This window comes from Mycobacterium venezuelense (assembly GCF_054919535.1).
Genome location: NZ_JBONDW010000007.1, coordinates 59,270 through 82,494 on the forward strand (window position 1 = coordinate 59,270; position 23,225 = coordinate 82,494).

General features: G+C 68.0%; 25 protein-coding genes. 12 read left to right on the forward strand and 13 right to left on the reverse strand.

Annotation, left to right across the window (positions count from 1 at the left end; genetic code table 11):
• The first annotated feature begins 1 nt into the window (after position 1).
• From rbfA to ACRCUN_RS13230, 3 genes are read left to right on the forward strand one after another with little or no spacing between them, the layout of a single operon-like run.
• Positions 2–502, forward strand: a complete 501-nt coding sequence (gene rbfA, locus ACRCUN_RS13220; protein ID WP_462142099.1) for a 30S ribosome-binding factor RbfA — start codon at positions 2–4, stop codon at positions 500–502.
• Positions 471–1,472: a DHH family phosphoesterase gene (locus ACRCUN_RS13225; RefSeq protein ID WP_462142100.1), complete on the forward strand. Its 1,002-nt coding sequence runs from the start codon at positions 471–473 to the stop codon at positions 1,470–1,472. Before rbfA ends, ACRCUN_RS13225 begins: the two co-directional genes overlap by 32 nt.
• Positions 1,465–2,799 carry an MATE family efflux transporter gene (locus tag ACRCUN_RS13230; RefSeq protein WP_462142101.1) on the forward strand — a complete coding sequence of 445 codons (1,335 nt, stop codon included), beginning with the start codon at positions 1,465–1,467 and terminating at the stop codon, positions 2,797–2,799. The genes ACRCUN_RS13225 and ACRCUN_RS13230 overlap by 8 nt, the downstream gene beginning before the upstream one ends.
• Positions 2,800–2,874: 75 nt before the next feature.
• Here the strand turns inward: ACRCUN_RS13230 and ACRCUN_RS13235 are convergent, their stop codons facing one another.
• Positions 2,875–3,480, reverse strand: a complete 606-nt coding sequence (locus ACRCUN_RS13235; protein WP_462142102.1) for a class I SAM-dependent methyltransferase — start codon at positions 3,478–3,480, stop codon at positions 2,875–2,877.
• 45 nt (positions 3,481–3,525) lie between these two features.
• On the opposite strand from ACRCUN_RS13235, the gene ACRCUN_RS13240 reads away from it, so the two are divergent.
• The gene (locus ACRCUN_RS13240) at positions 3,526–3,969 is read left to right on the forward strand and encodes a MerR family transcriptional regulator (protein WP_462142103.1); all 444 of its coding nucleotides are present in this window, start codon (positions 3,526–3,528) and stop codon (positions 3,967–3,969) included.
• Between the two features lie 93 nt (positions 3,970–4,062).
• Here the strand turns inward: ACRCUN_RS13240 and ACRCUN_RS13245 are convergent, their stop codons facing one another.
• The 4 genes from ACRCUN_RS13245 to ACRCUN_RS13260 form a co-directional block, all read right to left on the reverse strand.
• Positions 4,063–4,884, reverse strand: coding sequence for an ABC transporter ATP-binding protein (locus ACRCUN_RS13245; RefSeq protein WP_462142104.1), 822 nt, complete (start codon positions 4,882–4,884; stop codon positions 4,063–4,065).
• A gap of 15 nt (positions 4,885–4,899) precedes the next feature.
• Positions 4,900–5,931 (reverse strand): ABC transporter substrate-binding protein, encoded by a 1,032-nt coding sequence (locus tag ACRCUN_RS13250; protein WP_462142105.1) that lies wholly within the window; start codon positions 5,929–5,931, stop codon positions 4,900–4,902.
• A 19-nt stretch (positions 5,932–5,950) separates the two neighbouring features.
• Positions 5,951–6,832, reverse strand: coding sequence for an ABC transporter permease (locus ACRCUN_RS13255; RefSeq protein WP_067852507.1), 882 nt, complete (start codon positions 6,830–6,832; stop codon positions 5,951–5,953).
• A gap of 134 nt (positions 6,833–6,966) precedes the next feature.
• Positions 6,967–7,998, reverse strand: a complete 1,032-nt coding sequence (locus ACRCUN_RS13260) for a LacI family DNA-binding transcriptional regulator (protein WP_462142106.1) — start codon at positions 7,996–7,998, stop codon at positions 6,967–6,969.
• A 168-nt stretch (positions 7,999–8,166) separates the two neighbouring features.
• On the opposite strand from ACRCUN_RS13260, the gene ACRCUN_RS13265 reads away from it, so the two are divergent.
• The 3 genes from ACRCUN_RS13265 to ACRCUN_RS13275 are packed head-to-tail and all read left to right on the forward strand — an operon-like array spanning position 8,167 to position 11,350.
• On the forward strand, positions 8,167–9,327 hold the full coding sequence (locus tag ACRCUN_RS13265) for a Gfo/Idh/MocA family protein (protein WP_462142107.1): 1,161 nt from the start codon (positions 8,167–8,169) through the stop codon (positions 9,325–9,327).
• On the forward strand, positions 9,324–10,514 hold the full coding sequence (locus ACRCUN_RS13270) for a dihydrodipicolinate synthase family protein (RefSeq protein ID WP_462142108.1): 1,191 nt from the start codon (positions 9,324–9,326) through the stop codon (positions 10,512–10,514). The genes ACRCUN_RS13265 and ACRCUN_RS13270 overlap by 4 nt, the downstream gene beginning before the upstream one ends.
• A complete protein-coding gene (locus ACRCUN_RS13275; protein WP_462142109.1) occupies positions 10,511–11,350 on the forward strand; it encodes a sugar phosphate isomerase/epimerase family protein in 840 nt (279 codons plus the stop codon). The genes ACRCUN_RS13270 and ACRCUN_RS13275 overlap by 4 nt, the downstream gene beginning before the upstream one ends.
• Here ACRCUN_RS13275 and ACRCUN_RS13280 read toward each other — a convergent pair.
• The 4 genes from ACRCUN_RS13280 to ACRCUN_RS13295 all read right to left on the reverse strand — a co-directional run bounded on the left by ACRCUN_RS13280 (position 11,337) and on the right by ACRCUN_RS13295 (position 15,036).
• Positions 11,337–12,176, reverse strand: coding sequence for an EamA family transporter (locus tag ACRCUN_RS13280; RefSeq protein ID WP_462142110.1), 840 nt, complete (start codon positions 12,174–12,176; stop codon positions 11,337–11,339). The two genes, ACRCUN_RS13275 and ACRCUN_RS13280, sit on opposite strands and share 14 nt — an antisense overlap.
• Before the next feature lie 188 nt (positions 12,177–12,364).
• The gene (locus ACRCUN_RS13285) at positions 12,365–13,282 is read right to left on the reverse strand and encodes a GNAT family protein (protein ID WP_462142111.1); all 918 of its coding nucleotides are present in this window, start codon (positions 13,280–13,282) and stop codon (positions 12,365–12,367) included.
• Between the two features lie 52 nt (positions 13,283–13,334).
• Complete coding sequence (locus tag ACRCUN_RS13290) at positions 13,335–14,192, reverse strand: S66 peptidase family protein (RefSeq protein WP_462142112.1); 858 nt, start codon at positions 14,190–14,192, stop codon at positions 13,335–13,337.
• 85 nt (positions 14,193–14,277) lie between these two features.
• Positions 14,278–15,036 carry an enoyl-CoA hydratase gene (locus ACRCUN_RS13295; RefSeq protein WP_462142113.1) on the reverse strand — a complete coding sequence of 253 codons (759 nt, stop codon included), beginning with the start codon at positions 15,034–15,036 and terminating at the stop codon, positions 14,278–14,280.
• A 45-nt stretch (positions 15,037–15,081) separates the two neighbouring features.
• On the opposite strand from ACRCUN_RS13295, the gene ACRCUN_RS13300 reads away from it, so the two are divergent.
• Both ACRCUN_RS13300 and ACRCUN_RS13305 read left to right on the forward strand, forming a co-directional pair.
• Positions 15,082–15,348: a DUF2277 domain-containing protein gene (locus ACRCUN_RS13300; protein ID WP_462142356.1), complete on the forward strand. Its 267-nt coding sequence runs from the start codon at positions 15,082–15,084 to the stop codon at positions 15,346–15,348.
• On the forward strand, positions 15,345–15,908 hold the full coding sequence (locus ACRCUN_RS13305) for a DUF1802 family protein (RefSeq protein ID WP_462142114.1): 564 nt from the start codon (positions 15,345–15,347) through the stop codon (positions 15,906–15,908). Before ACRCUN_RS13300 ends, ACRCUN_RS13305 begins: the two co-directional genes overlap by 4 nt.
• On the opposite strand, the gene ACRCUN_RS13310 is transcribed toward ACRCUN_RS13305, so the two are convergent.
• On the reverse strand, positions 15,897–17,540 hold the full coding sequence (locus ACRCUN_RS13310; RefSeq protein ID WP_462142115.1) for a CocE/NonD family hydrolase: 1,644 nt from the start codon (positions 17,538–17,540) through the stop codon (positions 15,897–15,899). The genes ACRCUN_RS13305 and ACRCUN_RS13310 overlap by 12 nt on opposite strands.
• A 16-nt stretch (positions 17,541–17,556) precedes the next feature.
• On the reverse strand, positions 17,557–18,141 hold the full coding sequence (locus ACRCUN_RS13315) for a DUF3558 domain-containing protein (RefSeq protein WP_462142116.1): 585 nt from the start codon (positions 18,139–18,141) through the stop codon (positions 17,557–17,559).
• A gap of 158 nt (positions 18,142–18,299) precedes the next feature.
• Here ACRCUN_RS13315 and ACRCUN_RS13320 point away from each other — a divergent pair, with 158 nt between their 5' ends.
• The 3 genes from ACRCUN_RS13320 to truB are packed head-to-tail and all read left to right on the forward strand — an operon-like array spanning position 18,300 to position 20,811.
• On the forward strand, positions 18,300–19,262 hold the full coding sequence (locus ACRCUN_RS13320; protein WP_462142117.1) for an ACP phosphodiesterase PptH: 963 nt from the start codon (positions 18,300–18,302) through the stop codon (positions 19,260–19,262).
• The gene (gene pptT, locus ACRCUN_RS13325) at positions 19,259–19,924 is read left to right on the forward strand and encodes a 4'-phosphopantetheinyl transferase PptT (RefSeq protein WP_462142118.1); all 666 of its coding nucleotides are present in this window, start codon (positions 19,259–19,261) and stop codon (positions 19,922–19,924) included. Before ACRCUN_RS13320 ends, pptT begins: the two co-directional genes overlap by 4 nt.
• Positions 19,921–20,811, forward strand: a complete 891-nt coding sequence (gene truB, locus ACRCUN_RS13330; RefSeq protein WP_462142119.1) for a tRNA pseudouridine(55) synthase TruB — start codon at positions 19,921–19,923, stop codon at positions 20,809–20,811. The genes pptT and truB overlap by 4 nt, the downstream gene beginning before the upstream one ends.
• A 20-nt stretch (positions 20,812–20,831) precedes the next feature.
• On the opposite strand, the gene ACRCUN_RS13335 is transcribed toward truB, so the two are convergent.
• Positions 20,832–22,049 carry an SfnB family sulfur acquisition oxidoreductase gene (locus ACRCUN_RS13335; RefSeq protein ID WP_462142120.1) on the reverse strand — a complete coding sequence of 406 codons (1,218 nt, stop codon included), beginning with the start codon at positions 22,047–22,049 and terminating at the stop codon, positions 20,832–20,834.
• Positions 22,046–23,215: an LLM class flavin-dependent oxidoreductase gene (locus ACRCUN_RS13340; protein ID WP_462142121.1), complete on the reverse strand. Its 1,170-nt coding sequence runs from the start codon at positions 23,213–23,215 to the stop codon at positions 22,046–22,048. The genes ACRCUN_RS13335 and ACRCUN_RS13340 overlap by 4 nt, the downstream gene beginning before the upstream one ends.
• Positions 23,216–23,225 lie beyond the last annotated feature (10 nt).

Sequence of the window (23,225 nt, forward strand, 5' to 3'; positions counted from 1 at the left end):
AGTGGCTGATCCTGCACGCGCGAAACGACTCGCCAAGCGGATCTCCACGATCGTGGCCTCGGCCATCGAGTACGAGATCAAAGATCCTCGTCTCGCCGGGGTCACGATCACCGATGCGAAGGTATCGGGGGATCTGCACGACGCCACGCTGTACTACACGGTGATGGGTGCGACGCTCGACGACGACCCGGACTACGCGGGTGCCGCGGCGGCGCTGGAGAAGGCCAAGGGCGTACTGCGCTCGAAGGCCGGCGCCGGCCTCGGCGTCCGGTTCACCCCGACTCTGGCGTTCGTCCGCGACACCGTGCCCGACACGGCTCACCGGATGGAGGAGCTGCTGGCCCGGGCGCGGGCCGCCGACGAGGAAGTGGCCAGAGTTCGGGAGGGTGCCACGCACGCCGGTGACGCCGACCCGTACCGTGTGAACGGGGCGGAGGAAAACGGGCCAGCCGACGGGGCAAACGCTGAGGATGCCGGTGACGACAACCGATCGGACGACTGACATAGCTCCTGGCGTGCGCGTCAACGCGCACCAGGCCGCCGACCTGCTGTCGCAAGCGTCGAGTGTCAGTGTGGTCTGTCACGTCTATCCCGACGCCGACACGATCGGTGCGGGGCTGGCGCTCGCTCAGGTGCTGGAGGGTGCGGGCAAGCAGGTCGAGGTCGCGTTCGCGGCGCCCGCCCAGCTTCCCGAGTCACTGCAGACGCTGCCGGGCGGTCATCTGCTCGTCGCTCCCGAGACGATGCGCGACGACGCCGAACTGGTTGTCACGGTGGACATTCCGAGTGTCAACCGGCTCGGCGCGCTGCGTGATCTCGCGGAGGACGGTCGCCCGGTGCTCGTGATCGACCACCACGCGTCCAACCAATTGTTCGGCAGCGCGAACTACGTCGATCCGACCGCGGATTCCACCACGATGCTGGTGGCCGAACTGCTCGACGCCTGGGGCAAGCCCATCGACGAGCAGGTCGCCCACTGCCTCTACGCGGGCCTGACCACCGACACCGGTTCGTTCCGCTGGGCGACCGCGCGGGCACATCGGCTCGCGGCCCGGCTCGTCGAACTCGGCGTGGACAACGCCGCCATCAGCCGTACCCTGCTCGACACGCACCCGTTCGCGTGGCTGCCGATGCTGTCGCGGGTGTTGGCGTCGGCTCGGCTGTTGCCCGACGCCGTCGACGGCCGCGGTTTCGTGTACGCCGTCGTCGCGCACACCGAGTGGGCCAGCGCCCGCCCCGAGGAAGTCGAGAGCATCGTCGACATCGTCCGCACCACGCAGCAGGCCGAGGTGGCCGCGGTGTTCAAGGAGATCGAACCGATGCACTGGTCGGTGTCGATGCGGGCCAAGTCGGTCAACCTGGCCGAGATCGCCAGTTCGTTCGGAGGCGGCGGACACCCGCATGCGGCCGGATACTCGGCCACCGGCCGGGCCGATGACGTCGTGCGGGCGCTCGCGCAAGCCCTTGGTTGAACCAGCGGGCGACCTGCCCGTCGCCCCGGCCACAAGCCGTCGCATCGCGGGTCTGGCCCTGCCCGCCCTCGGAGTGTTGGCCGCCGAGCCCATCTATCTGCTGTTTGACATCGCGATCATCGGCCGCCTCGGCGCGGTCAGCCTCGCCGGTCTCGCGATCGGTGGATTGATCCTGAGCCTGGTCAGTACCCAGCTGACGTTCTTGTCCTACGGCACAACGGCGCGCTCGGCCCGGTTTTTCGGAGCCGGCGACCGGCCCGCCGCGGTCCGTGAAGGTGTGCAGGCCACGTGGCTCGCGCTCGCGCTCGGCCTGGCGATCGTGATCGTGGTGCAGGGGATCGCCGCACCGCTGGTGTCGGTGCTCGCAGCGGGTGGCGACATCGCCGACGCGGCATTGCCGTGGTTGCGCATCGCGATCCTGGCCGCCCCGGCCATCCTGGTGTCCCTGGCCGGCAACGGGTGGATGCGCGGTGTCCAGGACACCGTGCGACCGCTGCGCTATGTGGTGTTCGGGTTCGCGGTGTCGGCGGTGTTGTGCCCGCTGCTGGTGTACGGCTGGCTCGGCATGCCCCGCATGGGCCTGCCAGGGTCCGCGGTGGCCAACGTCGTCGGCCAATGGCTGGCCGCGGTGCTGTTCATGTGGGCGCTGCTGGCCGAGAAGGTGAACCTGCGAGTCCAGCCCGCGGTGCTCCGGGCTCAGCTCGTGATGGGCCGTGATCTGTTGTTGCGCACCATGGCCTTTCAGGCGTGTTTCGTCTCAGCGGGGGCGGTGGCTGCCCGATTCGGCGCGGCCGCGGTGGCCGCGCACCAGGTGGTCCTGCAGCTGTGGAGTTTCCTTGCCCTGGTGCTGGATTCGTTGGCCATCGCAGCCCAGTCGCTGGTGGGGGCGGCGCTGGGCGCGGGACAGTTGGCCCACGCCAAGTCGGTGGCCTGGCGGGTCACGGTGTTCTCGGCGTTGGCCGGCGTGGTGCTCGCGGTGTTGTTCGCGGTCGGTGCGTCGGTGCTGCCGCCCGTGTTCACCAACGATCAATCGGTGCTCGCGGCGATCGGTGTGCCGTGGTGGTTTCTCGTCGCGCAATTGCCCGTCGCCGGAATCGTTTTCGCCCTCGACGGGGTTCTGCTCGGCGCCGGCGACGCGAAGTTCATGCGCAACGCCACACTGATCAGTGCCCTCGTCGGGTTTCTGCCGCTCATCTGGCTGTCGCTGGCGTTCGGGTGGGGCTTGCTCGGCATCTGGTCGGGCTTGAGCACCTTCATGGTGCTGCGGCTGGTTTTCGTCGGCTGGCGCGCCTTCTCCGGTCGCTGGCTCGTGCCGGGGACCGCCTAGTCGGTTTTGCCGAGCGTGCGCGTCTGCCGGCGACACACCGCTCTTTTTCCGACAAACGTGCACGCTCGCGAGTTATTACCGCGTCCCGCTGACAATCCACACGGCGCCTCGGCCGCTTCCGTGCGTGCCCACGCACACGTCCTCGAATCCGATGCTCCGGCACAGTGCCGCGAAGGACTCTGCCTGTTGCTGCGTCCAGCCGTGACTGGCCAGGCCCGTCGCACCGACCGGTGACTGCCGCTCGATCGCGATCAGCCGTCCGCCGGGGGACAGCACCCGGTGCGCCTCGCCGACCCCTTTGCCGACGTCCTGCCAGTGATGCACGGTGGCCAGTGCCCAGACGACGGTCGCGTCGCCGTCTTCGACGGGCACGTCCTCGGCCGTGCCCTCCCGCCACGTGATGTCGCCCGTCCGGGTGACGAAGTCCGCGACGCGCAACATCGCGGCCGACGGATCGACGCCCGTCACGCGCGCACCAGAGCGGGCCGCGACGCGAGCCGCGGTGCCCGGACCACACCCCACGTCGACGACGTGATCGGCGGCGGAGATCTCGGCGACGCCGGCGGCAAGCTTGGCTTTGGCGCGGCCGACCAGCATGAACATGATCCCGAACAGCACGCCGGTCGCCCCGGAGAATCCCGGATGGTCGGCGTGGTGGTTGATCGCAAGCGCGTCGTTCATACCTCGACCTTGCCGGTTCAAGTCGGGTTGAAGTCAAATGTCGACATGGACGTGATCTCGATCGGCGAGGCGGCGGCGCGGTTGCAGATGAGCCCGTCGGCGTTGCGGTACTACGACGAGCGCGGGCTCGTGTGCCCGCGGATGCGTCGGGGCGGCAAGCGGATGTATGGCCCTGACGAACTGCGCCGGCTCGCGTTTCTCAAGATCGTGCACCGGTTGGGGCTGCCGCTCGACACCGCGGCCGCGGTACTCGACGCGCCGAGCGAACAGTGGCGTCAGACGGTTCGCGAGCAGATCGCCGAACTGGACCGGGTGATCGCCCAAGCACAAGGCGCACAACAGTTCCTGACGCACGCCTTGCATTGCCCGACCGATCACCCCGCCCGCGACTGCACCACGATGACCGGTGCCTTGGACCGGCTGGTCGACGGCATGAGCGTCGAGGACCTCGCCGCCGAACAGACTGGAAGGAGTTGGATTGCCGACTGATCGCAAATTGCGCCGCGAGCGTGCGCGAACTGCTGCTGTTTTACGGCGTGTCGAGCAACAGACGCGCACGCTCGCGGTGCAAAGCAAACAGGGTCAGTCGGCGGCGCTGGAGCTGCCGAGCAGGTCACGCACGCGATTGGCGACGCGGATGAACTCCGGGCGCTCCATGGTTTCGGCATAGTCGCGTTCGGCGGGCAGGTCGACGTCGAGCATCTCGACGATCCGGCCGGGGCGCGGGCTCATCACCACGACGCGGTTGGCCAGGTACACCGCCTCGGCGACCGAGTGCGTCACCAGCACCACGGTCGTGCCGGTTTCGCGCCAGATGCGGTGCAGCTCGACGTTCATCTTCTCGCGGGTCAATGCGTCCAACGCGCCGAACGGCTCGTCCATCAGCAGCACGTCGGGTTCGTGCAGCAGCGCCCGGCACAGCGAAACACGTTGCTGCATACCGCCCGACAGCTCGTGCGGCAGTGCGTTCTCGAAGCCGGTGAGGCCGGTCATCTCGATGAGATAGTCGCAGCGCCGCGCGGCGGCCTGGCGCGGCATCCCACGCATCTCGGCCTGCAGCAGGATGTTTCGGCGCACCGAGCGCCATTCCAGCAGTGCCGCGCGCTGGAACACATAGCCGATCTCGCGTTGCGGCCCGCGGACGCGATTGCCGCGCAACCGGACCTCACCGGAGGTGGCGTCGGTCAGCCCGGCGATCACCTTGAGCAAGGTCGACTTGCCGCAACCTGACGGGCCCGCGATGGAGACGAATTCACCGTCGGCCACCCGCAGGTCGATGTCCTCGAGGGCGGTAACCGTGGCTCGCTTGGAGGCGAACCGGACGGACAGGTTGTCGACTGTGATGGCTTCAGCGGCTTCGGTGGTCACCGTGGTCCCTGGCGCGGTGATGGTGGCAGTGGTCATGTCGATCTGCTCCTACTACTGCGCCGGCTTCGGGGCGAACGACGAGTCCCAGTAGTCCGCAGGCGATTTCGCGGTCTTGAGCAGTCCGGCGTCGGTCAGTGTGGTGATCGTGGTGGTCCAGTCCTCCTCGGCGTTGGCGCCCGGCGGCTGGTTGGTGGTGGCCTCGGTGCTCAACAGCGGGATGGTCTGCTGCCACTGGTTCAACAGCACCTCCTGCGGCGGCATCTGCGGGTCTTTGCCGGCCATCGCCTGAACGGCTGCCTCCGGATCGGCGGCGGCCGCGGTGAACGCCTCACTGGTGGCGTCGACCATCGACTGCACGAGATCTGCCTTGTCGCCGATGGTTTCGGTGTTGGCGATCAGGCCGTTGCTGTAGAAGTTGAGCCCGGCGTCGGAGTACTTCAGGTAGCGCACCTCGCGACCGCTCTTGTTCGCGATGGTGGGCCCCTGGTCGTGGGCGAATCCGATCAGACCGTCGACGCGGCCCGAGAGCATCGCCGACATCTTGCCCGCCGCGTCGAGGCTCTGCTGCGTGACCTGGTCGGCGGGCACGCCGACCTTGTCCAGGAAGATGGGGAACGTCGTGGTGGGCGCGTCTCCTGCCGAGACCGCGATGGTGCGGCCGGCCAGGTCCTTGGGCTCGTTGATGCCGGAGTCGGCGAACACCTGCACGGCCGACGGCGTGGTCTGCAGGAACACGCCGGTGCTCTTGACCTTGACGCCCTTGTCGATGTTGGTGAGCACGGCGGGCGTATCGGCCCAACCGAAGTCGGCCTGCTGCGAGCCGACCGCTTGAACCGTCTTGGTCGAGCCCTGGCCCGCATCGATCGTGAGGTCGATGCCGTGCTTGGCGAAGATCCCCTCTTGCACACCGTAATAGAAGGGAGCGTGTTCGCCGTACGGATACCAGTTCAGCATCAGGGTCGCCGGAGTGGTCGAACCCTCGGCGGCTGGGGCGTTTTCGGTGTCGCTTCCGCCGCACCCGGCGAGGACGAGGGCTGCGGTGCAGGCCAGCGTGACGGTGGCGCGGCTTCGGGAAAAGATCATGTGTCTACTCCTGGGTCGGTCAGGCGGAGGTGGCGGACTTGGTGGTACGGCGGGACGAATGCCATGGGATGAGCAGCTTTTCGGCGATCTCGATGATCGCGAACAACACGATGCCCAGAATGGACATGATGATCAGTGCGGCGAACAGCATTGCGGTGTCGACGTTGCCGTTGGCCTGCAGGATCACATAGCCGAGACCTTCGTTGGCGCCGACGAATTCACCCACCACGGCACCGGTCACCGCGAGGGTGGCCGCGACTTTGAGGCCCGACATCAACTGCGGAAGAGATGCCGGGAAGCGGATCTTGAGGAAGGTCTTGAAGCGGCTGGCGCCCATGGTCGAGGTCAGTTCGAGAATCTCGGGGTCCACTGAGCGCAGGCCGGCCAGGCCCGAGATGACGATCGGGAAGAACGCCATCAGCACGGCAACGAGAATCTTCGGTGTCGGGCCGAATCCCAGCCACACGATGAACAGCGGGGCGATCGCGATTTTCGGGATCACTTGCGCGAACAGGATGAGCGGGTAGACGGTCTTCTCGAGACTGGCCGAGTAGATCATGACGACGGCCACGAACTCGCCGACGATTGCGGCGATGAGGAAGCCGAGCACGGTCTCCCAGCTGGTCACCCAGGTGTGCTGGGCCAGGTAGGCCGCGTTCTCCTGGGCCGTGCGCCAGGTGTCGGTCGGCGAGGGCAGGATGTAGGGCGCGACAAGTTCAGCCTCGGTGACTGCCCACCAGCCGGCGAGCAGCGCCGCGACGAGTGCCAGCGGACGCCACAGCGCCGACGCCGTGCGTTGCAGAGAGAAAGCCCGGGCGGGGGAGAAAGTTCGGCGCCGGGGTGCCGGCCCGGAGGCCGGGGACCCGGAGGGGCGCACACCGGCCGAAGCGGTTACCGCCATGGATAAGTCCTAAGGTCGCAGTGGCACGGGGCCTGGGCCCCGATCTGGGAATGCGCTTTCCGAAGCGCCTCGACCATAACGTGACCCAGCGCACACTGTCAACGGCGGTGTGCCGTCTGCCCGAATCCGCCAGCTCAGGGCAGCCGCGTGCTGTCGCGCAGCACGACGCGCCCTGGTATGCGTTCGCGCAGGTCATCGCAGTCGGTGTCAGTGCGCAGGGCGAGTTCGACGGCTCGTCTGCCGATTTCTTCAAGCGGCAGGACGACGGTCGTCAGGCTGGGGGTGTAGTCCCGCAGCGTCGGGATGTCGTCGAACCCGGCGATGCCGACGTCGTCGGGCACCGACAGCCCGAGTTCGCGCCACGCCGCGATCGCGCCGATCGCCATGACGTCGGTGACGGCGAATACGCACACGGGCTCGGCCTGGGCGCCCGGGCTGATCTGCAGCGCCCCGGCCAGCCTGCGCGCCGCCGAGTAGCCGCCGTCGCGCGTGAACTCGCCCGACACCTCCACCAGTGGGGTCAGGCCGCGGCGCCCGAGCGCGTCGACGAACCCGTTGCGGCGGTCGACGCCCGTGCGGATGCTGCCGGGGCCGCCGATGACGGCGAACTGCGTGTGTCCTTCTGCTATCAGTGCGTCGGCCAATTCCCCTGAGGCAAAATAATTTTCGGGTTCGACGGCACCTCCGAAGGCCAGCGGCTGCCCGATCGCGACAACCCGGCCGCCATTGGCGCGGTAGCGCCCGAACTCGGCCTCGAGGTCGCGGTCGAGGTCGCCGCTCTGGCGAGACCCGGCGAGGATGATCGCGTCGGCGCGGTGTGCGATGAACGTGCTGACCGACTCGCGCTCGATGTCGAAGTCGCGGTCGGTGCTCGCCAGCAGCACTTGCTTGCGGGCCGTCCTCGCCGCGGTCTGAACTCCGCGAGCGATCGACGAGAAGTACGGGTCGGCGATGTCGTGGACGATCAACCCGAGCAGGCCGGTCGAGGCTCTCGCCAAGGCCTGGGCCTGGGCATTCGGTACGTATCCGAGTTCGCGGGCGGCCGCGCGCACGCGATCGGCGACGCCGATGCCCGGTACCCGGCTCGAGCCGTTGAGCACGCGCGACGCGGTTGCCTGCGATACGCCCGCGCGGGCGGCCACGTCCTGCAGTGTCACTGCTGCCATCTGCGCTCCCGCCTCGTTGGGGTTGACCGGATCGTTGCATGAGCTTACCGTGGAAAGCGCATTCCGAAGTGCTGACATCGCTGACTCCGCGTAGGAGCTGTCCGGCGATGCAGGTCAGTCGACCGCGCTTGCCGGTGTTCGCCGGCTTATCAGATAAGGCATCACTCGATGAGTACAACCACAGCACGCCGCACTCTGCGCATCGCCATGAACGGCGTCACCGGCCGCATGGGTTACCGCCAGCACCTCGTCCGGTCCATCCTGCCGCTGCGCGACTCCGGGCTGACGCTCGACGACGGCAGTCGCGTGTCGGTCGAGCCGATCCTGGTCGGGCGCAACGCCGACAAGCTCGCCGACATGGCGGCCGAACACAACATCGAGCATTGGACCACCGACTTCGGCTCGGTGATCGCCGATCCGACGGTGGACGTCTACTTCGACGCCCAGGTGACCTCGCGGCGCGTGGAGGCGCTGACCGCGGCCATCAAAGCAGGCAAGCACGTCTACACCGAGAAGCCCACCGCAGAGACGCTGACCGAGGCGATCGAACTGGCCCGGATGGCCGAGAACGCCGGAATCACGGCCGGCGTGGTGCACGACAAGCTGTACCTGCCGGGTCTGGTCAAGTTGCGTCGACTGGTCGACGAGGGGTTCTTCGGCCGCATCCTGTCGATGCGCGGCGAGTTCGGCTACTGGGTGTTCGAAGGCGACGGCCAGCCTGCGCAGCGCCCGAGCTGGAACTATCGCGCCGAGGACGGCGGCGGCATCACCGTCGACATGTTCTGCCACTGGAACTACGTGATGGAAGGAATCCTCGGCAAGGTCGAGGCGGTGACGGCCAAGGCCGTGACCCACATCCCGACCCGGTGGGACGAAGCCCGCCAGCCGTACCAGGCCACCGCCGACGACGCCGCATACGGGATCTTCGAGCTGGCGGGTGGCATTGTCGCGCAGATCAATTCGTCCTGGGCGGTGCGGGTGCACCGCGACGAGTTGGTCGAGTTCCAGGTCGACGGTACGCACGGATCGGCCGTCGCGGGCCTGCGCCGCTGCGTCGCGCAGCATCGGTCGCACACCCCGAAACCGGTGTGGAATCCCGACCTTCCCGCCACCGAACCGTTCCGCGACCAGTGGCTTGACGTGCCGGCCAACGCCGACCTCGACAACGGTTTCAAGCTGCAGTGGGAGGAGTACCTGCGCGATCTGCTCGCGGGCCGGCCGCACCGCTACGGCCTGTTGTCGGCAGCCCGTGGCGTGCAGTTGGCGGCGCTGGGACTGCAGAGCTCGGCCGAGGGCAGGCGCATCGAGGTGCCGGAGATCGTGCTGTGACCGCAACCCAAACCGGCATCACCCTCGTGCTGCCGCTCGACGGCGAGATGCGCCGCGTCGAGCTCGGCGAACCGGGCCGGTGGCGACGGCCCGAACAGCCGATCACGTCTCGGATCGCCTATGCCGCAGCGCATGTGGTGCCCCGAACCCTGGGTGACAACACGCCCGGCGCCCCGGCCGACCTCGACTGGGATGCGACCCTGGCCTACCGCCGGGAGCTGTGGTCCTATGGTCTCGGCGTCGCCGACGCGATGGACACCGCCCAGCGTGGGATGGGCCTGGACTGGGCCGCCACCCGGGAGCTGATTCGCCGCAGCGGCCGGGAAGCCGCGGCGGTGGGCGGTCGGCTCGCGTGCGGAGCGGGAACCGATCAGCTTGTGCTCGACGATCTTCCGTCCGGTTCGAGAGGATTGGTGACGATCGTCGACGCCTACCGCGAGCAGATCGACGTCGTACGCGACGCCGAGGCGCAGGTGATCCTCATGGCGTCACGCGCGTTGGCGCGCGTCGCGCAGTCACCCGCCGACTACCTGACCGTGTACGACGCGGTGTTGTCCGCGGCTGATCAGCCGGTGATCCTGCACTGGCTCGGCGACATGTTCGACCCGGCGCTGCGCGGGTACTGGGGCTATGGCGAGATCGATTCCGCGACAGCGGTATTCCTCGATCTGATCGGGTCCAACGCGGACAAGGTGGACGGCGTGAAGGTCTCACTGCTCGACGCCGAACACGAGATCGCCCTGCGCCGGGCGCTGCCTGCCGGCGTGCGCCTCTACACCGGGGACGACTTCAACTACCCCGAGCTGATCATCGGGGACGATCAAGGCCATTCCGATGCCCTTCTCGGAATCTTCGCCGCGATCTATCCGGCCGCCTCGACGGCACTACAGGAACTCGATGCCGGCAACGGCGAAGGCGCAGGCGCGATCCTGGAGTCGACGCGTGCGCTGGGGCGCCACATCTTCGCCGCGCCCACCTACTACTACAAGACCGGGATCGCATTCCTGTCCTGGCTCAACGGGCATCAACCCGGGTTCGCGATGGTCGGTGGGCTGGCGAGCGGGCGGTCGGTCGGGCACCTGGCCGAACTGTTCGTCCTGGCGGACCGGGCGGGCCTGCTCACCGATCCGGCGCTGGCTGCGCAGCGGATGCAGGCGTTCCTGGAACTGAACGGAGTGCGGTCATGAGCCCCGATGCCAACCGCCGGCTGTCGCTGAACACCATGACCACGAAGGCGTTCACCCTTCGTGAGGCGGTCGAGGCCAGTGCCGCAGCCGGTTTGGAGGCCGTCGGACTGTGGCGCGACCGGGTGGCCGAGGCCGGCCTGGATACTGCTGCGAAGCTGGTTCGCGACAACGGTCTTCGGGTGTCCAGCCTGTGCCGCGGCGGTTTTCTGACCGGTGCGGACCGGGCCGCCGCGCTTGACGACAATCGCCGAGCGATCGAAGAGGCGGCCACCCTCGGGACCCGCGAGCTGGTGCTCGTGGTGGGCGGCATCCCTGACCGCGACCTGGCCGCCGCTCGGCAGCGCGTGGCCGAGCGGCTCGGCGAATTGGTGCCCTACGCCGTCGAACACGACGTCCGGCTGGCGCTGGAGCCCCTGCACCCGGTGTTCTGTGCGGATCGCGCCGTGATCTCCACGCTCGGCCAGGCGCTTGCGATGGCGGCGCCGTATCCCGCCACCGCGGTCGGGGTCGTCGTCGACACGTTCCACGTGTGGTGGGACCCCGAACTGGCGGCCGGGATCCAAGCCGCCGGTGCGCAGGGCCGCATCAGCTCCTATCAGATCTGTGACTGGCTCGTGCCGATGATGCCCGACCCGCTGGTGTCACGCGGCATGCTGGGCGACGGCGTCATCGATTTCTCGGCGATCACCGCGCACGTTCGCGATGCCGGCTACCAGGGTGACGTCGAGGTCGAGATCTTCAACGAAAAGGTCTGGGCGACAGCGGGATCGACCGTCATCGAAACCATGAAGGAGCGGTATCGCGAGCTCGTGGCCCCGGCGCTCACGGCAGGCTGATCATGAGTACTCCGGCAAGTACGACACCGGATGCGACGGCACGCCGGGCACCGAGCTTCTCGCCAAGGAAGATCGAGCCGATCAACGCACCGAACACGATGCTGGTCTCGCGCAGTGCCGCGATCGGCGCGAGTGCGCCGCTGGTCTGCGCGGCCAGCACGATCGTGTACGCGGTGAGCGAGATGGCGCCGCCTGCCAAGCCGGGCACCGCGCACTCCCGCACGGCGCCGGCAAGTCGTGGGCCGCGACGCACGGCGGCGAGAATCGCCAACGGCGGGCCCTGCAGCAGAAACATCCAGCCGGCGTACGCGAACAGCGGTGAATGCTGCACGCCCACACCGTCAATCACGGTGTAGCCGGCGATCGTCACGCCGGTCAGCAATGCTGCCCCTAGCGCCGGAAGGTCCTTGCGATTCGGCCGGCCGCCCAGAAAGACAAGGCCGATCAACCCAGCCGAAATCGTCAGCACGCCGATCAATTCGGTGACGGGCATATCGCGACCCAGGAACATCATGGCGATCACCGCCACCAACCACGGTGAGGTTCCGCGCGCCAGTGGGTACATCTGGCTGAACTCGCCAAGCTGATAGCTCGCGAGGAGCAGCAGGTTGTACACCACGTGCGCGAGTGCCGAGGCGATGATGAAGGGCCAGGCTCCGGCGGGCGGCAGGCCGCCGATGGCGGCAAGCGCGGCGCCGCCGATGGCGTCGACGAGGCCGATCAATGCGAATCCGACGAGGCGGTCAGGGACCGCGTGGGCCAGCGAATTCCAGACCGCGTGCAGGAGAGCGGACGCGAGCACTGCAAGCATGATCGGTACGGACACCAACGGCTCCCTTGGGTCGGCCCCATGGCGGGGCGCGGGTTAAGGAAGCCTCCAGGCTTTTATCCCGTCAGCTGAGGACTGATGTCCTGGCGCCGCTCGGTCCAGGCCCGAACCGTCCTGATTGTCGATACCGGGCGGACGGCCGGCGGAACCCTAGGCGCAATCGAATTCAACATACCTGCATGGGGTCAGTGCGCTTTTACGCGGCCCCGTAATGCGACGAAGACATCGTCGAGCACGCGTGGGCGCCCGGCCCGCTCGGCGGTCTTGCGTGACGACGGATTGTGCCGGTCGATGGTTCCGACGAGCATTCGTGTGCGGTCGACGGCGACGTATGTGGCCCAGGCAGTTTGAGCCGACACCGCGTAGCCGTTGCCGCAATGTTCTGCACGGATGACTTCTTCGTTGATTTCGTCGCCGCCCAGCCAGCCGATCGCGCCGGGCACGATGGCGATGGCTCCGACGATCTCGTCGCGGACTCCGATGGCACGTAACCGACCGTCGTCGTGCCATCGACGTATGTCGGCCGGATCGGCGGGGGAGATATTGCGTGCCAACGCAGGCTGGGTGGCCGCGACATGCTCGTACCGTCGGCCGACGAGGTCGACGGCCTGCTGCGCGTCGGCGAACGGATGCAGCTGCACCCGGCCGTCGAAGCCCGTCATGTCGCAGTGGCGGGCGGCATGAATACTGACGTCGAGCACCACATCGGGCCCGGTGATACGTCCCGGCCGACTCCGTAACCGAAAACAGCCCGGCCTGAACGCCGCCCATTCTGCGTTTACGCAATCAGCCAGTACCGCAACGTCATCGAAGCTGTGCGCCACCACCTCCACGAAAGGGCGCGTGACGTCTCGGCTGTAGAACCGGATGCCGCCGACAAGATCGCCGCGGGCCGTGCGTAGATGGCGATGCGCATAATCGGCCGACCGGATACCGGGCAACGAGATGTGATCGGAGAAGGTGCGGGCGAACTCGAGGTCGTCGACCCGTGCCGTCTGCTCGGCGAGCCATGCACCGACCATTCGGGGGCCGCGTTCGCCGAACAGCGACGTGGCTATTGCGATCTGGTCGCCCAGCGAAGGCCATGCGACGGGATCGTCCATGTGCCACAGGATTCCCGTCGCAGTGCGCCGCGTCCACTGATTTCTGCGGTCGTCAGTCCACCGTCAGAGTCCTGGTGCCGGTGTCGATGACGGCCTGCGCGCCGAGCGGCACCGTCAGCGCGTGCGCGCCGTGCCCAAGCGGAAGCCCGCCCAGGATCGGAACATCGAGACGTGCGAAGTGGTCGCGCAACAGGGCGACGATGCTGATGCCCTTGCTCGGCTCGATTTTCGTGAAGCGCCCGACGGCGATGCCACACACCCCGTCGAGGTGGCCCGCGTTGCGCAGCATGGTCAGGCGGCGATCGACCTGGCCGATGTACATGTCGATCGCTTCGATGAACAAGATCGCCCCGTGTAGATCGGGCAGCGCCCAACCGGCGGCCGTGGCGATCATCTCCAGATTGCCGCCGAGCAGCGGGCCACGTGCGGTCCCTACCGTGGTGAGTTCGTGCGTCGGATCGTCCGGAACGGCCGTGACGACGGACGGACCGTCCGCCATCAGTGCCGCACGCAGTGATTCACTGCTGATTTCGGAGATTCGCCCCGTCGATTCGTCGACATAGAGCGCGCCGTGCAATCCGGCGACGGCGCTGTGTCGCCACAGACTCATGTGCAGAATCGTGATGTCGCTGATCCCGACGAGGAACTTCGGATCACGACGCGCGGCATCGAAATCCAGGCGGTCGGCGATGCGGTAGGACCCCTTGCCGCCACGCGTCGCGACGATCGCGCGGACGGTGGGATCTCTCAGCGCAGCGTTCAGATCCGCCAGCCGCTCGTCGTCGGTGCCCGCGAGGTAGCCGTAGCGGCGATAGACATGGTCGCCGAAATCGACGTCCAGTCCCCAGCTCCGCAACATCCGACCGGTCTGCGACACACTGTCGCGGTCGGGCGGGCTGGCCGGCGACACCAGACGAACCTTGTCGCCGGCCCTGAGCGGTCTCGGCCGCACCGGCGCGATATCTCGATCGCCCGTGCCCGCCATCGTCAACCGGTCAGCGCACCTGCGCGCGCCCTCGGTCCATCACGGCCGCTCGGTTGGCCGCGATGTCGTCACCGGTTGCTGTCGCCATCCACTCGCGGGCCGAGGCGGCCTCGATCCACAGACCCTCGTTGGTCTGAGATTCGTCGATGCGGTGATACGACGCCAGCAGGGCACGGACCGCGGCTTGGTTGTTGCCGACGATCGAGGCCGCCACCCGCCGTGCGGCGGGCAGGAGCTCGTCATGCGCGACGACCTCGGTGACGAGGCCCGCGCGCAGCGCGTCGGCGGCCGAGAGATAGTCGCCGGTGAGGCTCATCCGCCGGGCCAGGCCCACGCCGACCTTCTGCGGCAACCGCACGCTCAGGCCCCACGTCGGTAGCAGTCCCACGCGGGCATGGGTGTCGGCGAATCGAGCCTGCTCCGACGCGATCAGGATGTCGCAGTACAGGGCGAGTTCGAGGCCACCGGTGACCGCGGCGCCGTTGATGGCCCCGATGACCGGTTTGGTCATCGCCGGCCATTTCGGCGAGATGTCGGGCAGCTCGGTGGTGTCGCCCAGCTCCTTGAGGTCCAGCCCCGCGCAGAACACCGGGTCGGCACCGGTGACGATGACGACGTCGACATCGTCGTCGGTCTGGGCGTCGCGCAGGGCGCCGTAGAAGGCCCTCCGCAGTTCCGCCGAGAGCGCGTTGCGGGACTGCGGCCGGTTCAGCGTCAGCGTGCGGACCCGGTCGGTGGTGTCGATGAGCAGAACGGCAGAGTCGGTCATCCGCTCACCGTATCCGGCGTGCGCATCGCGCATATCGTGGGTTCCATGTGCCGGAACATCACCGAGCTGCGCGGGCTCGAACCCGCCGCCACCGCCGAAGAGATCGAAGCCGCCGCGCGTCAGTACGTCCGCAAGGTCAGCGGAATCACGCGGCCGACCGGGGCGAATGTCGATGCGTTCGAAGCCGCGGTCGCCGAGGTCACGGCCACCACGACGCGCCTGCTGGACGGCCTGGCGCCGCGGCGTCAGCCGCCGAAGACCGTTCCGCCGCTGCGTCGTCCAGAGGTGCGCGCGAGGCTTGCGGCGCAGTGACCGCACCCGCGGCCACGCAGGCCGCGCTCAAGGAGTGGAGCGCGGCCGTGCACGCCCTGCTGGACGGGCGCCAGACTGTGCTGCTGCGCAAAGGCGGCATCCACGAGAAGCGGTTCGAGGTCGACGCGTCCAGATTCGTGTTCTTCCCGACGATCGCGCACAGCCACGCCGAGCGGGTGCGCCCCGAACACGCCGATCTGCTCGCCGCCGCGGCCGACGACAGTACCGAGGATGCGGTGACCATTCGGGCCGGTGCCAAAGTGATTGCCGCCGTTGAGGTCCACCGGCCCGAAGCAATCGACGAGCTGGCCGATCTGCACATCTGGACGGCGGAATCCGTGCGCGCCGACCGGTTGGATTTCCGCCCCAAGCACCGGCTCACGGTGCTCGTGGTGCAGGTGAGCCCGCTCATCGCGCCGGTACGGCTGACACGCACGCCCGATTACGCGGGATGCAAGAGCTGGGTCGAGCTTCCGGTTCAGGCCGAGTGGGGGACACCCGTGCACGACGACGCGATGCTGGTGGACATCGCCGAGCGCGTGCGCAACTCAGTCGGCTGACGGCGGCTGCGGACCGGCGGGCAACAACACACGCGAGACCCCGCCGTCGCCGTGATGCACGGTGTGGCGGGCACGGGCCAGTCGTGAGCCCGAGATCTGGGGTTCACCGGTGCCGAGATTGCGGGCGAACCGGGGGTGTGAGCCACCCGCCACCAGGAGGCGGATCCGCGAGCCCGCCGCGAAACGGTGTGCCACGGCGTCGAGTTCGAGCCGTATGGTCCCGGACTGGTCGGTGCGCCTGCGGAAGGCATCGGTGACGTTGCGGGAGCGACCCTTGGCGTCGACCTCGCTGATCCGGACGAACACGTCGTTGTTCGGGTTGTCGCAGCTGTGTGCGAGCTCGACCACCGGTGTGCCGACGACGTACAGATCGGCCGGTAACGGGTCCCCGGTGAACGTCACGACGTCGGTGCGCCGCGCGAGCGACGTGTCGTCACGGTAGCCGCCCTGCCGGGCCAGTTGGCGGCCGCCGACCGCCGGAGTCGGGCGCGCCGGGTGATAGGTGAACGACGACGGCGGCGCGGTGGGTGCGGGCGGCGCGTCGGTGAGCCGCCCGGTGGGCTGCAGGAACAGTTCCCGCTGCGGCATGACGGGAGGCCACTCGGGTAGCTCGACCCAGCTGTCCCCGTTGATGTGGATCCGGACCGGGCAGCGCCGCGAGCTCGGGCGCCCGGCCAGGTGCGTGCCGAGCCATTCCAGTGACTCGGCCAGCACGGTCGGCGCGCCCTTGGTCATCAGCTGCCCGTGCGTCCACGACCCGACCGTCAGCGCGACGGGCACGCCGCGCCGGTGCAACTGGGTGTACTGCTCCAGCGTCTGGTCCAAGAACAGGTCCTGCCATCCGCTCAGCAGCAGGATCGGCACCTCGACATGCTCTAGCGCCTCGTCGAATCTCAGCAGTTTCCAGAACGGGTCGTCACGTTCGGGATGCTCGAGCCACGATTCGAACCACGGCGCGCCGCTGCCGAGCAGCTGGCGCCCGGCCGCACCCATGGGCAGGCCACTGGCCGCGCGCGCGAGTTCACGGGGCCCGCGTAGTTCCCTCGCGAGGGCGGCGAGCAGGCCGGGCTCCTCCTGGCGGGCGACCATCGCGCTCCAACCGAGGAAATCGTTGAGGGTGAACGAGCCGGTGCCCCACGCCGACTGGCTGAAGTCGTGCGGGCCGACCGTGATGACGGCCGCCTTCATCTCCGGCGGGGGATCGGCCAGCAGCGCCCACTGGGTGAATCCGAGGTAGGAGATCCCGACGGTCGCGAAGGAGCCGGTGAACCACGGCTGACCGCGCAACCAGTCGACCGTGTCGGCGCCGTCGGCCATCTCGTGGACCATCGGCGTGAACTCCCCGCCCGAGCCGAACGTCCCGCGCACGCTCTGCAGCACGACGTGGTAGCCCCGCGCGGCGTACACCTCGGCGAACAGCGTGGAGAACGGGAACCGGCGGCCGTAGGGGCCGCGTACCAGCAGTGTTCCGGCGGGCCGGGCGGTCTCGGGCGCGTAGTGGTCGGCGATCAGTTCGACGCCGTCGCGCATCGGCACCCGCAGTCCGTGTTCGACGGTGTGGTCGGTCTCGTGCGGTGGGAGGCCCAACACACGGCTGATGGTCTGGCCGGTGAACCTGCGGAATCTGGTCACCGCACCAGGTTACGGATCAGAACTTGTAGTACGGCGCGAGCTCGTGGGCGCGCTGCAGATTGACCTGTAGGCAGTCGGGATCGGGCTCGGAGTAGATCGGCGAGTAGAACAGCGACTGCTGGATGACGCCGTAGCTGGTCTTGAACGCCACCATGCAGGTGATCCACCAGCGGTCGTTCCAGTCGGTGGGCTTCATGATCCAGTACTGCGCGGCGCGATGGCCGTCGATGTCCAGCTCGAGGGCGTCGGGCGGAATGGTCTCCTCGTACGTGCGCCAAACGAACGCCTCGACCGCCATCTGGTAATTGCCTGCGTCGTACTTGCAGCGCAGGCTGTCCTCAGGGGTCGGCGGGGTGAACGCCAGCCCGATTCGCTGGACTGCTTCGAGCGGGATGTCACGGCACGGATCGAACGGGGACGGGTCTGTGGTCTCGATCACCGGCCACTTGATGGTCGTCGACACGTTGGTCATGGGCATGTCGGTCGACTCCAGCCGCAGGACCCCGGCCGGCGAACCTGCCGACGGCCCCGTCTGCCACACCAGGATCACCGCCGCGACCAGCGCAGACAATGCCGACAGCAGGCGCAACCTGGCGGCCATCACACCCCCTAGCAGACTCGGTGAATATTCGTCCCCGGCTTGCGGGGAGTGTAGCGGTCAGCCACAGCGCACTCGACCATAAACGAGAACATGTTCTAGTTGCGAGCGCCTTCGCCGCCCGGTGCGCCGTTAGGCTGGTCGGTTGTGGTGGTGCAACTGTGGTGACGGACCAGGAGTCGCGGGACCGGCAGCCGGTGCTGTGGGCGATCAGCGATCTGCATACCGGGCACACCGGCAACAAGCCGGTCACGGAGTCGCTTTATCCGGCATCGCCGGACGACTGGCTGATCGTCGCGGGCGATGTGGGTGAGCGCACCGACGAGATCCGCTGGGCGCTCGACCTGCTCCGTAAGCGGTTCGCGAAGGTCATCTGGGTGCCAGGGAACCACGAATTGTGGACCACCAACAAGGACCCGATGCAGATCTTCGGGCGCGCACGCTACGACTACCTGGTCGACATGTGCGATCAGATGGGCGTCGTCACGCCCGAGCATCCGTTCCCGGTGTGGACCGAGCAGGGCGGTCCGGCCACGATCGTGCCGATGTTCCTGCTCTACGACTACAGCTTTCTGCCGGAGGGCGCCTCGACCAAAGCCGAGGGGCTGGCCATCGCCAGGGAGCGCAATGTCGTCGGCACCGACGAGTTCCTGCTGTCATGCGAGCCGTACGCAACCCGCGACGCCTGGTGCCGCGATCGGGTCAAGCACACGCGCAAGCGGCTCGAGGACCTCGACTGGATGACACCGACCGTACTGGTCAATCACTTCCCGCTCGTCCGCGAACCATGCGAGGCGATGTTCTATCCCGAGTTCTCGCTGTGGTGTGGCACGACCGCGACCGCGGACTGGCACACCCGCTACAACGCGATCTGCTCGGTGTACGGCCATCTGCACATACCGCGCACCACGTGGTATGACGACGTTCGTTTCGAGGAAGTGTCAGTCGGCTATCCGCGAGAGTGGCGGCGCCGCAAGCCGTATCGGTGGCTGCGCCAGATTCTTCCCGATCCCAAGTACGCGCCTGGATATCTGAACGAGTTCGGTGGTCACTTCGAGATCACGCCCGAGATGCGCGCCAACGCCAAAGCGATGCAGGACCGGATCAAGGCGCGGCGCGCATGACCGGCACGTTGTTGGCGCAGGTGCTGCCGGGTGGCGTGGTATCGGCGGAGTTGTACGACGATCCACCCGGTCTCGCCCCGCTTCCAGAGGAAGAGCCGCTCGTCGCGCGCTCGGTTGCCAAGCGCCGCAACGAGTTCGTCACGGTGCGGTACTGCGCGCGCCAGGCGCTGGGGGAGTTGGGAATCGGTCCGGTACCGATTCTCAAGGGCGACAAGGGTGAACCGTGCTGGCCGGACGGCGTCGTCGGCAGTCTCACCCACTGCCAGGGGTTTCGCGGCGCGGTCGTCGGCCGGGCGGGTGAGTTCCGGTCGATCGGAATCGACGCCGAACCGCACGACGTGTTGCCCAACGGCGTGCTCGACGCGATCACCCTGCCCGTCGAACGCACCGAGCTGAGCGCCATGCCCGGCAGCTTGCACTGGGACCGAATACTGTTCTGCGCCAAAGAGGCAACGTACAAGGCGTGGTATCCGCTCACGCATCGCTGGCTCGGATTCGAAGACGCGCACATCACCTTCGCGGTCGACGATTCGGGCACCGCGGGCCGCTTCCGGTCCCAGATCCTGATCGATCCGGCCGCCGAGCACGGGCCGCCGCTGACCGCGCTCGACGGCCGCTGGTCGGTGCGCGACGGTGTGACGTTGACGGCGATCGTGCTGTGAAAGCGGCTCCGGAAGCGGGGCTGGTCATCGTCGACAAACCTGCGGGCATGACGAGCCATGACGTGGTCGGCCGCTGCCGTCGGCTGTTCGGCACGCGCAAGGTCGGACATGCCGGCACCCTGGATCCGATGGCGACCGGTGTGCTGGTGATCGGCATCGAACGGGCCACCAAGATCCTCGGATTGCTCACCGCAACGGACAAGTCCTACGCCGCGACGATCCGGTTCGGCCGCACGACGTCCACTGACGACGCCGAAGGCGAAGTGGTCGAAGAGGTTTCGGCCGCCGCGGTCACCGACGAGCAGATCGAGTCCGCGGTGGCGGCGCTGCGCGGCGACATCGCGCAGATTCCGTCGGCGGTGAGTGCGATCAAGGTCGGCGGGCAACGTGCCTACAAGCTGGCGCGCGAAGGTCAAACCGTCGAACTGGCCGCACGCCCGGTGCGGATCGACCGGTTCGAGGTGCTCGCCGTCCGGCGCGAGGGCGAATTCGTCGATGTGGACGCCGAAGTCGACTGTTCGTCGGGCACCTACATCCGCGCGCTGGCCCGCGATGCCGGTGCGGCGCTTGGCGTGGGCGGGCATCTGACCGCGCTGCGGCGCACGCGCGTCGGGCGCTACGGCCTGGACGAGGCGCGCACGCTCGACGGACTGGCCGAGCAGGCCGAGCTGAGCTACACCCTCGATCAGGCTTGCCTGCTGGCCTTTCCGCGCCGCGACCTGACTGCCGACGAAGCCGAGGACACCCGACACGGCAGGGCGTTGAAGCCGGCGGGCATCGACGGCGTGTATGCGGCAACCGCACCCGACGGTCAGGTCATCGCGCTGCTACAGGACGGTTCGGTCCGCACCAAGAGCGTGGTGGTGTTGCGGCCCGCCACGTTGTAGGTCGGACACTGTAGGCGCATTCAAAGTTGGCCGTGTCGTGGGGGTTTCGTCCCCGACAGTGTGTAACGCCCGATGTGGTGCAGTTTCCAGCGCGTCGGATCGTGCAATGTGTGGGTGCGGGCATCGCGCCAGTAGCGCGCCAGGTTCCCACCGGCCGAGGCGCTGCGGGTGCCGCCGAACTCGAACAGTCTGGTCGACGCGTCGAGCGACGCGCGTACAGCCGACACCTTGGCGATCGCGACCGCGATCGACGCCGCCGCTGCGGTGTCCTCGGTGAGATCGGCGCGCGCCGCGTCGACTTGGCGGGCCGCCTCGGCCAACAGCGCCTGCGCTCCGCGGACCGTCACGGCAAGCTCACCGGCGACCTGAATCAGGGTCGGGTCATCGGCGGCATCGGACACTTTCGCCTCGAAATGCGGCCGGGCCTTGACGGCTTGGCGAACCCCCTCGTCGAGGGCGGCCGTCGCGATGCCGACGTCGATCGCGGCGTGCAGTAGCTGCGCACGTGCGCCGTAGACCGTGGGACGGGCGAAGATCGGCGTGAAATCCACGACGTGCTCGGCAGGGATTCGCACACCGTCCAGCGTGACAGTGCCCGACGCCGTCGTCCGTTGCCCCATCCCGTCCCAGTCGTCGACGACGGTCAGGCCCGGTGCGTCGCGCGGTACGAACGCAATGGCCTTCGGGGTGGAAGCCGTGGGTATCGCGCCCGAGCCGTCGGACAACGACGCCCGGACGATCAACCAGTCGGCGAACAGCGCACCCGTCGAATAGAACTTGCGACCGGTGAGAACGTATCCGCCGTCGGACGCCACCAGCGTCGTGGTGTCGACGTCGGTCGGGTGCGGACCGCGCTCGGACTGCGCGTTCGCGAACAGTGCGCCGTCGAGCACAAGCCCGTAGAAGAACGCCTTCTGCGATTCGGTGCCTTGCAGCCGCAATGCCTCCAGGAACGTGAAATGCGAATGGGGGATCTGTCCGAGCGACGGATCACCGTGGGCGAACAGCCTGATGACTTCCGCGAGGACGACGGCCCCGACATCGGGACCGCCGTACTCGGCGGGCACGGTCAAAGCCAGGAGCCCGGACTCTTTGAGAACGCGCACCTGCTCGTGCGGCAGCACCCGATCGGCATCCCGTGCGTTAGCGCCGTCCGCGAAGACCGCCGACAGCCGAGCCGCCGTCGCCAGTGCGTGGTCGGGCGAGGCGATGCGGGCGCCGCTCGCAAGCTCGGTCATCGCGCCGCACCGACGAACGGTATGGACGCCGGCGCCGCGGTGTGTGCCCCGACGTCGAACAAACCGCGCTTACGTAGGATCGGCACGACGCCTTCGCCGAACCAGAACAGCTCCTCGAGGTGGGGATAGCCCGAGAAGATGAACTCGTCGATGCCGATCGCGGCGTACTCGGCGATTCGCTCGGCCACCTCGGTGTGGCTTCCCACGAGCGCCGTGCCGGCACCGCCGCGCACGAGGCCGACACCCGACCACAGGTTCGGCGCGATCTCCAGGCTGCGGGCGTCACTCCAGCTGCCATTGCGCCGGTTCGCCTCGTGGAGTGCCAGCATCCGTCGCTGTCCCTCGGACTGGCTGCGGGCCAGCCCTTCCTGGGCGTTGCGCACGGTTTCCTCGTCGAGGGCAGCCACCAGCCGGTCGGCCTGTGCCCACGCCTCCTCGGAGCTGTCGCGGGAGATCGTGTGCAACCGGATGCCGAACCGCAGTTTGCGTCCCTGCTCTTCGCCGAGTGTCCTTATCCAGTCGATCTTCTGCCGCACCGCCTCCGGTGGCTCACCCCACGTCAGATAAACGTCGGAGTGCCGGGCCGCAACCGGCCCTGCTGCCGTGGAACTGCCACCGAAGTACAGGGGCGGCACCGGATTAGGCGGCAACGCGAGCGAGGCCTCTTCGACGTCGATGTACTGGCCGCGGTGCGTCACGGTCTCGCCCGCCCACAGGCGCCTGACGACGTCGAGGAATTCGTCGCAACGCGCGTAGCGGGCGTCCTTGTCGAGGTGGTCACCGAACGCGCGTTGTTCGTGGGCCTCGCCGCCGACCACGACGTTGAGCAGGATGCGGCCCGGGGCATGCCGCGCGAACGTCGCGGCCATCTGCGCCGACAGCGTCGGGCTGACGAGGCCGGGGCGGAACGCCACCAGGAACGCCAAGGACGTGGTCTCGCGGGCCAGCAGCGATGCCGTGATGAACGCGTCCTCGCACCACGCTCCGGTCGGGATGAGCGCGCCGGTGAAGCCGAAGGTTTCCGCCGCCCGGACGATCGAGGCGAGGTAGTCGATGCTGGCGTCGCGGTCGCTGTGGGCAGCTCCGGCCGGCGTGCCGTGGCCACCGCCGACGATGAACCGGCTGTCGCCGTAGGTGGGCAGGAACCAGTGCAATGTGACAGTCACAAAGACGTCA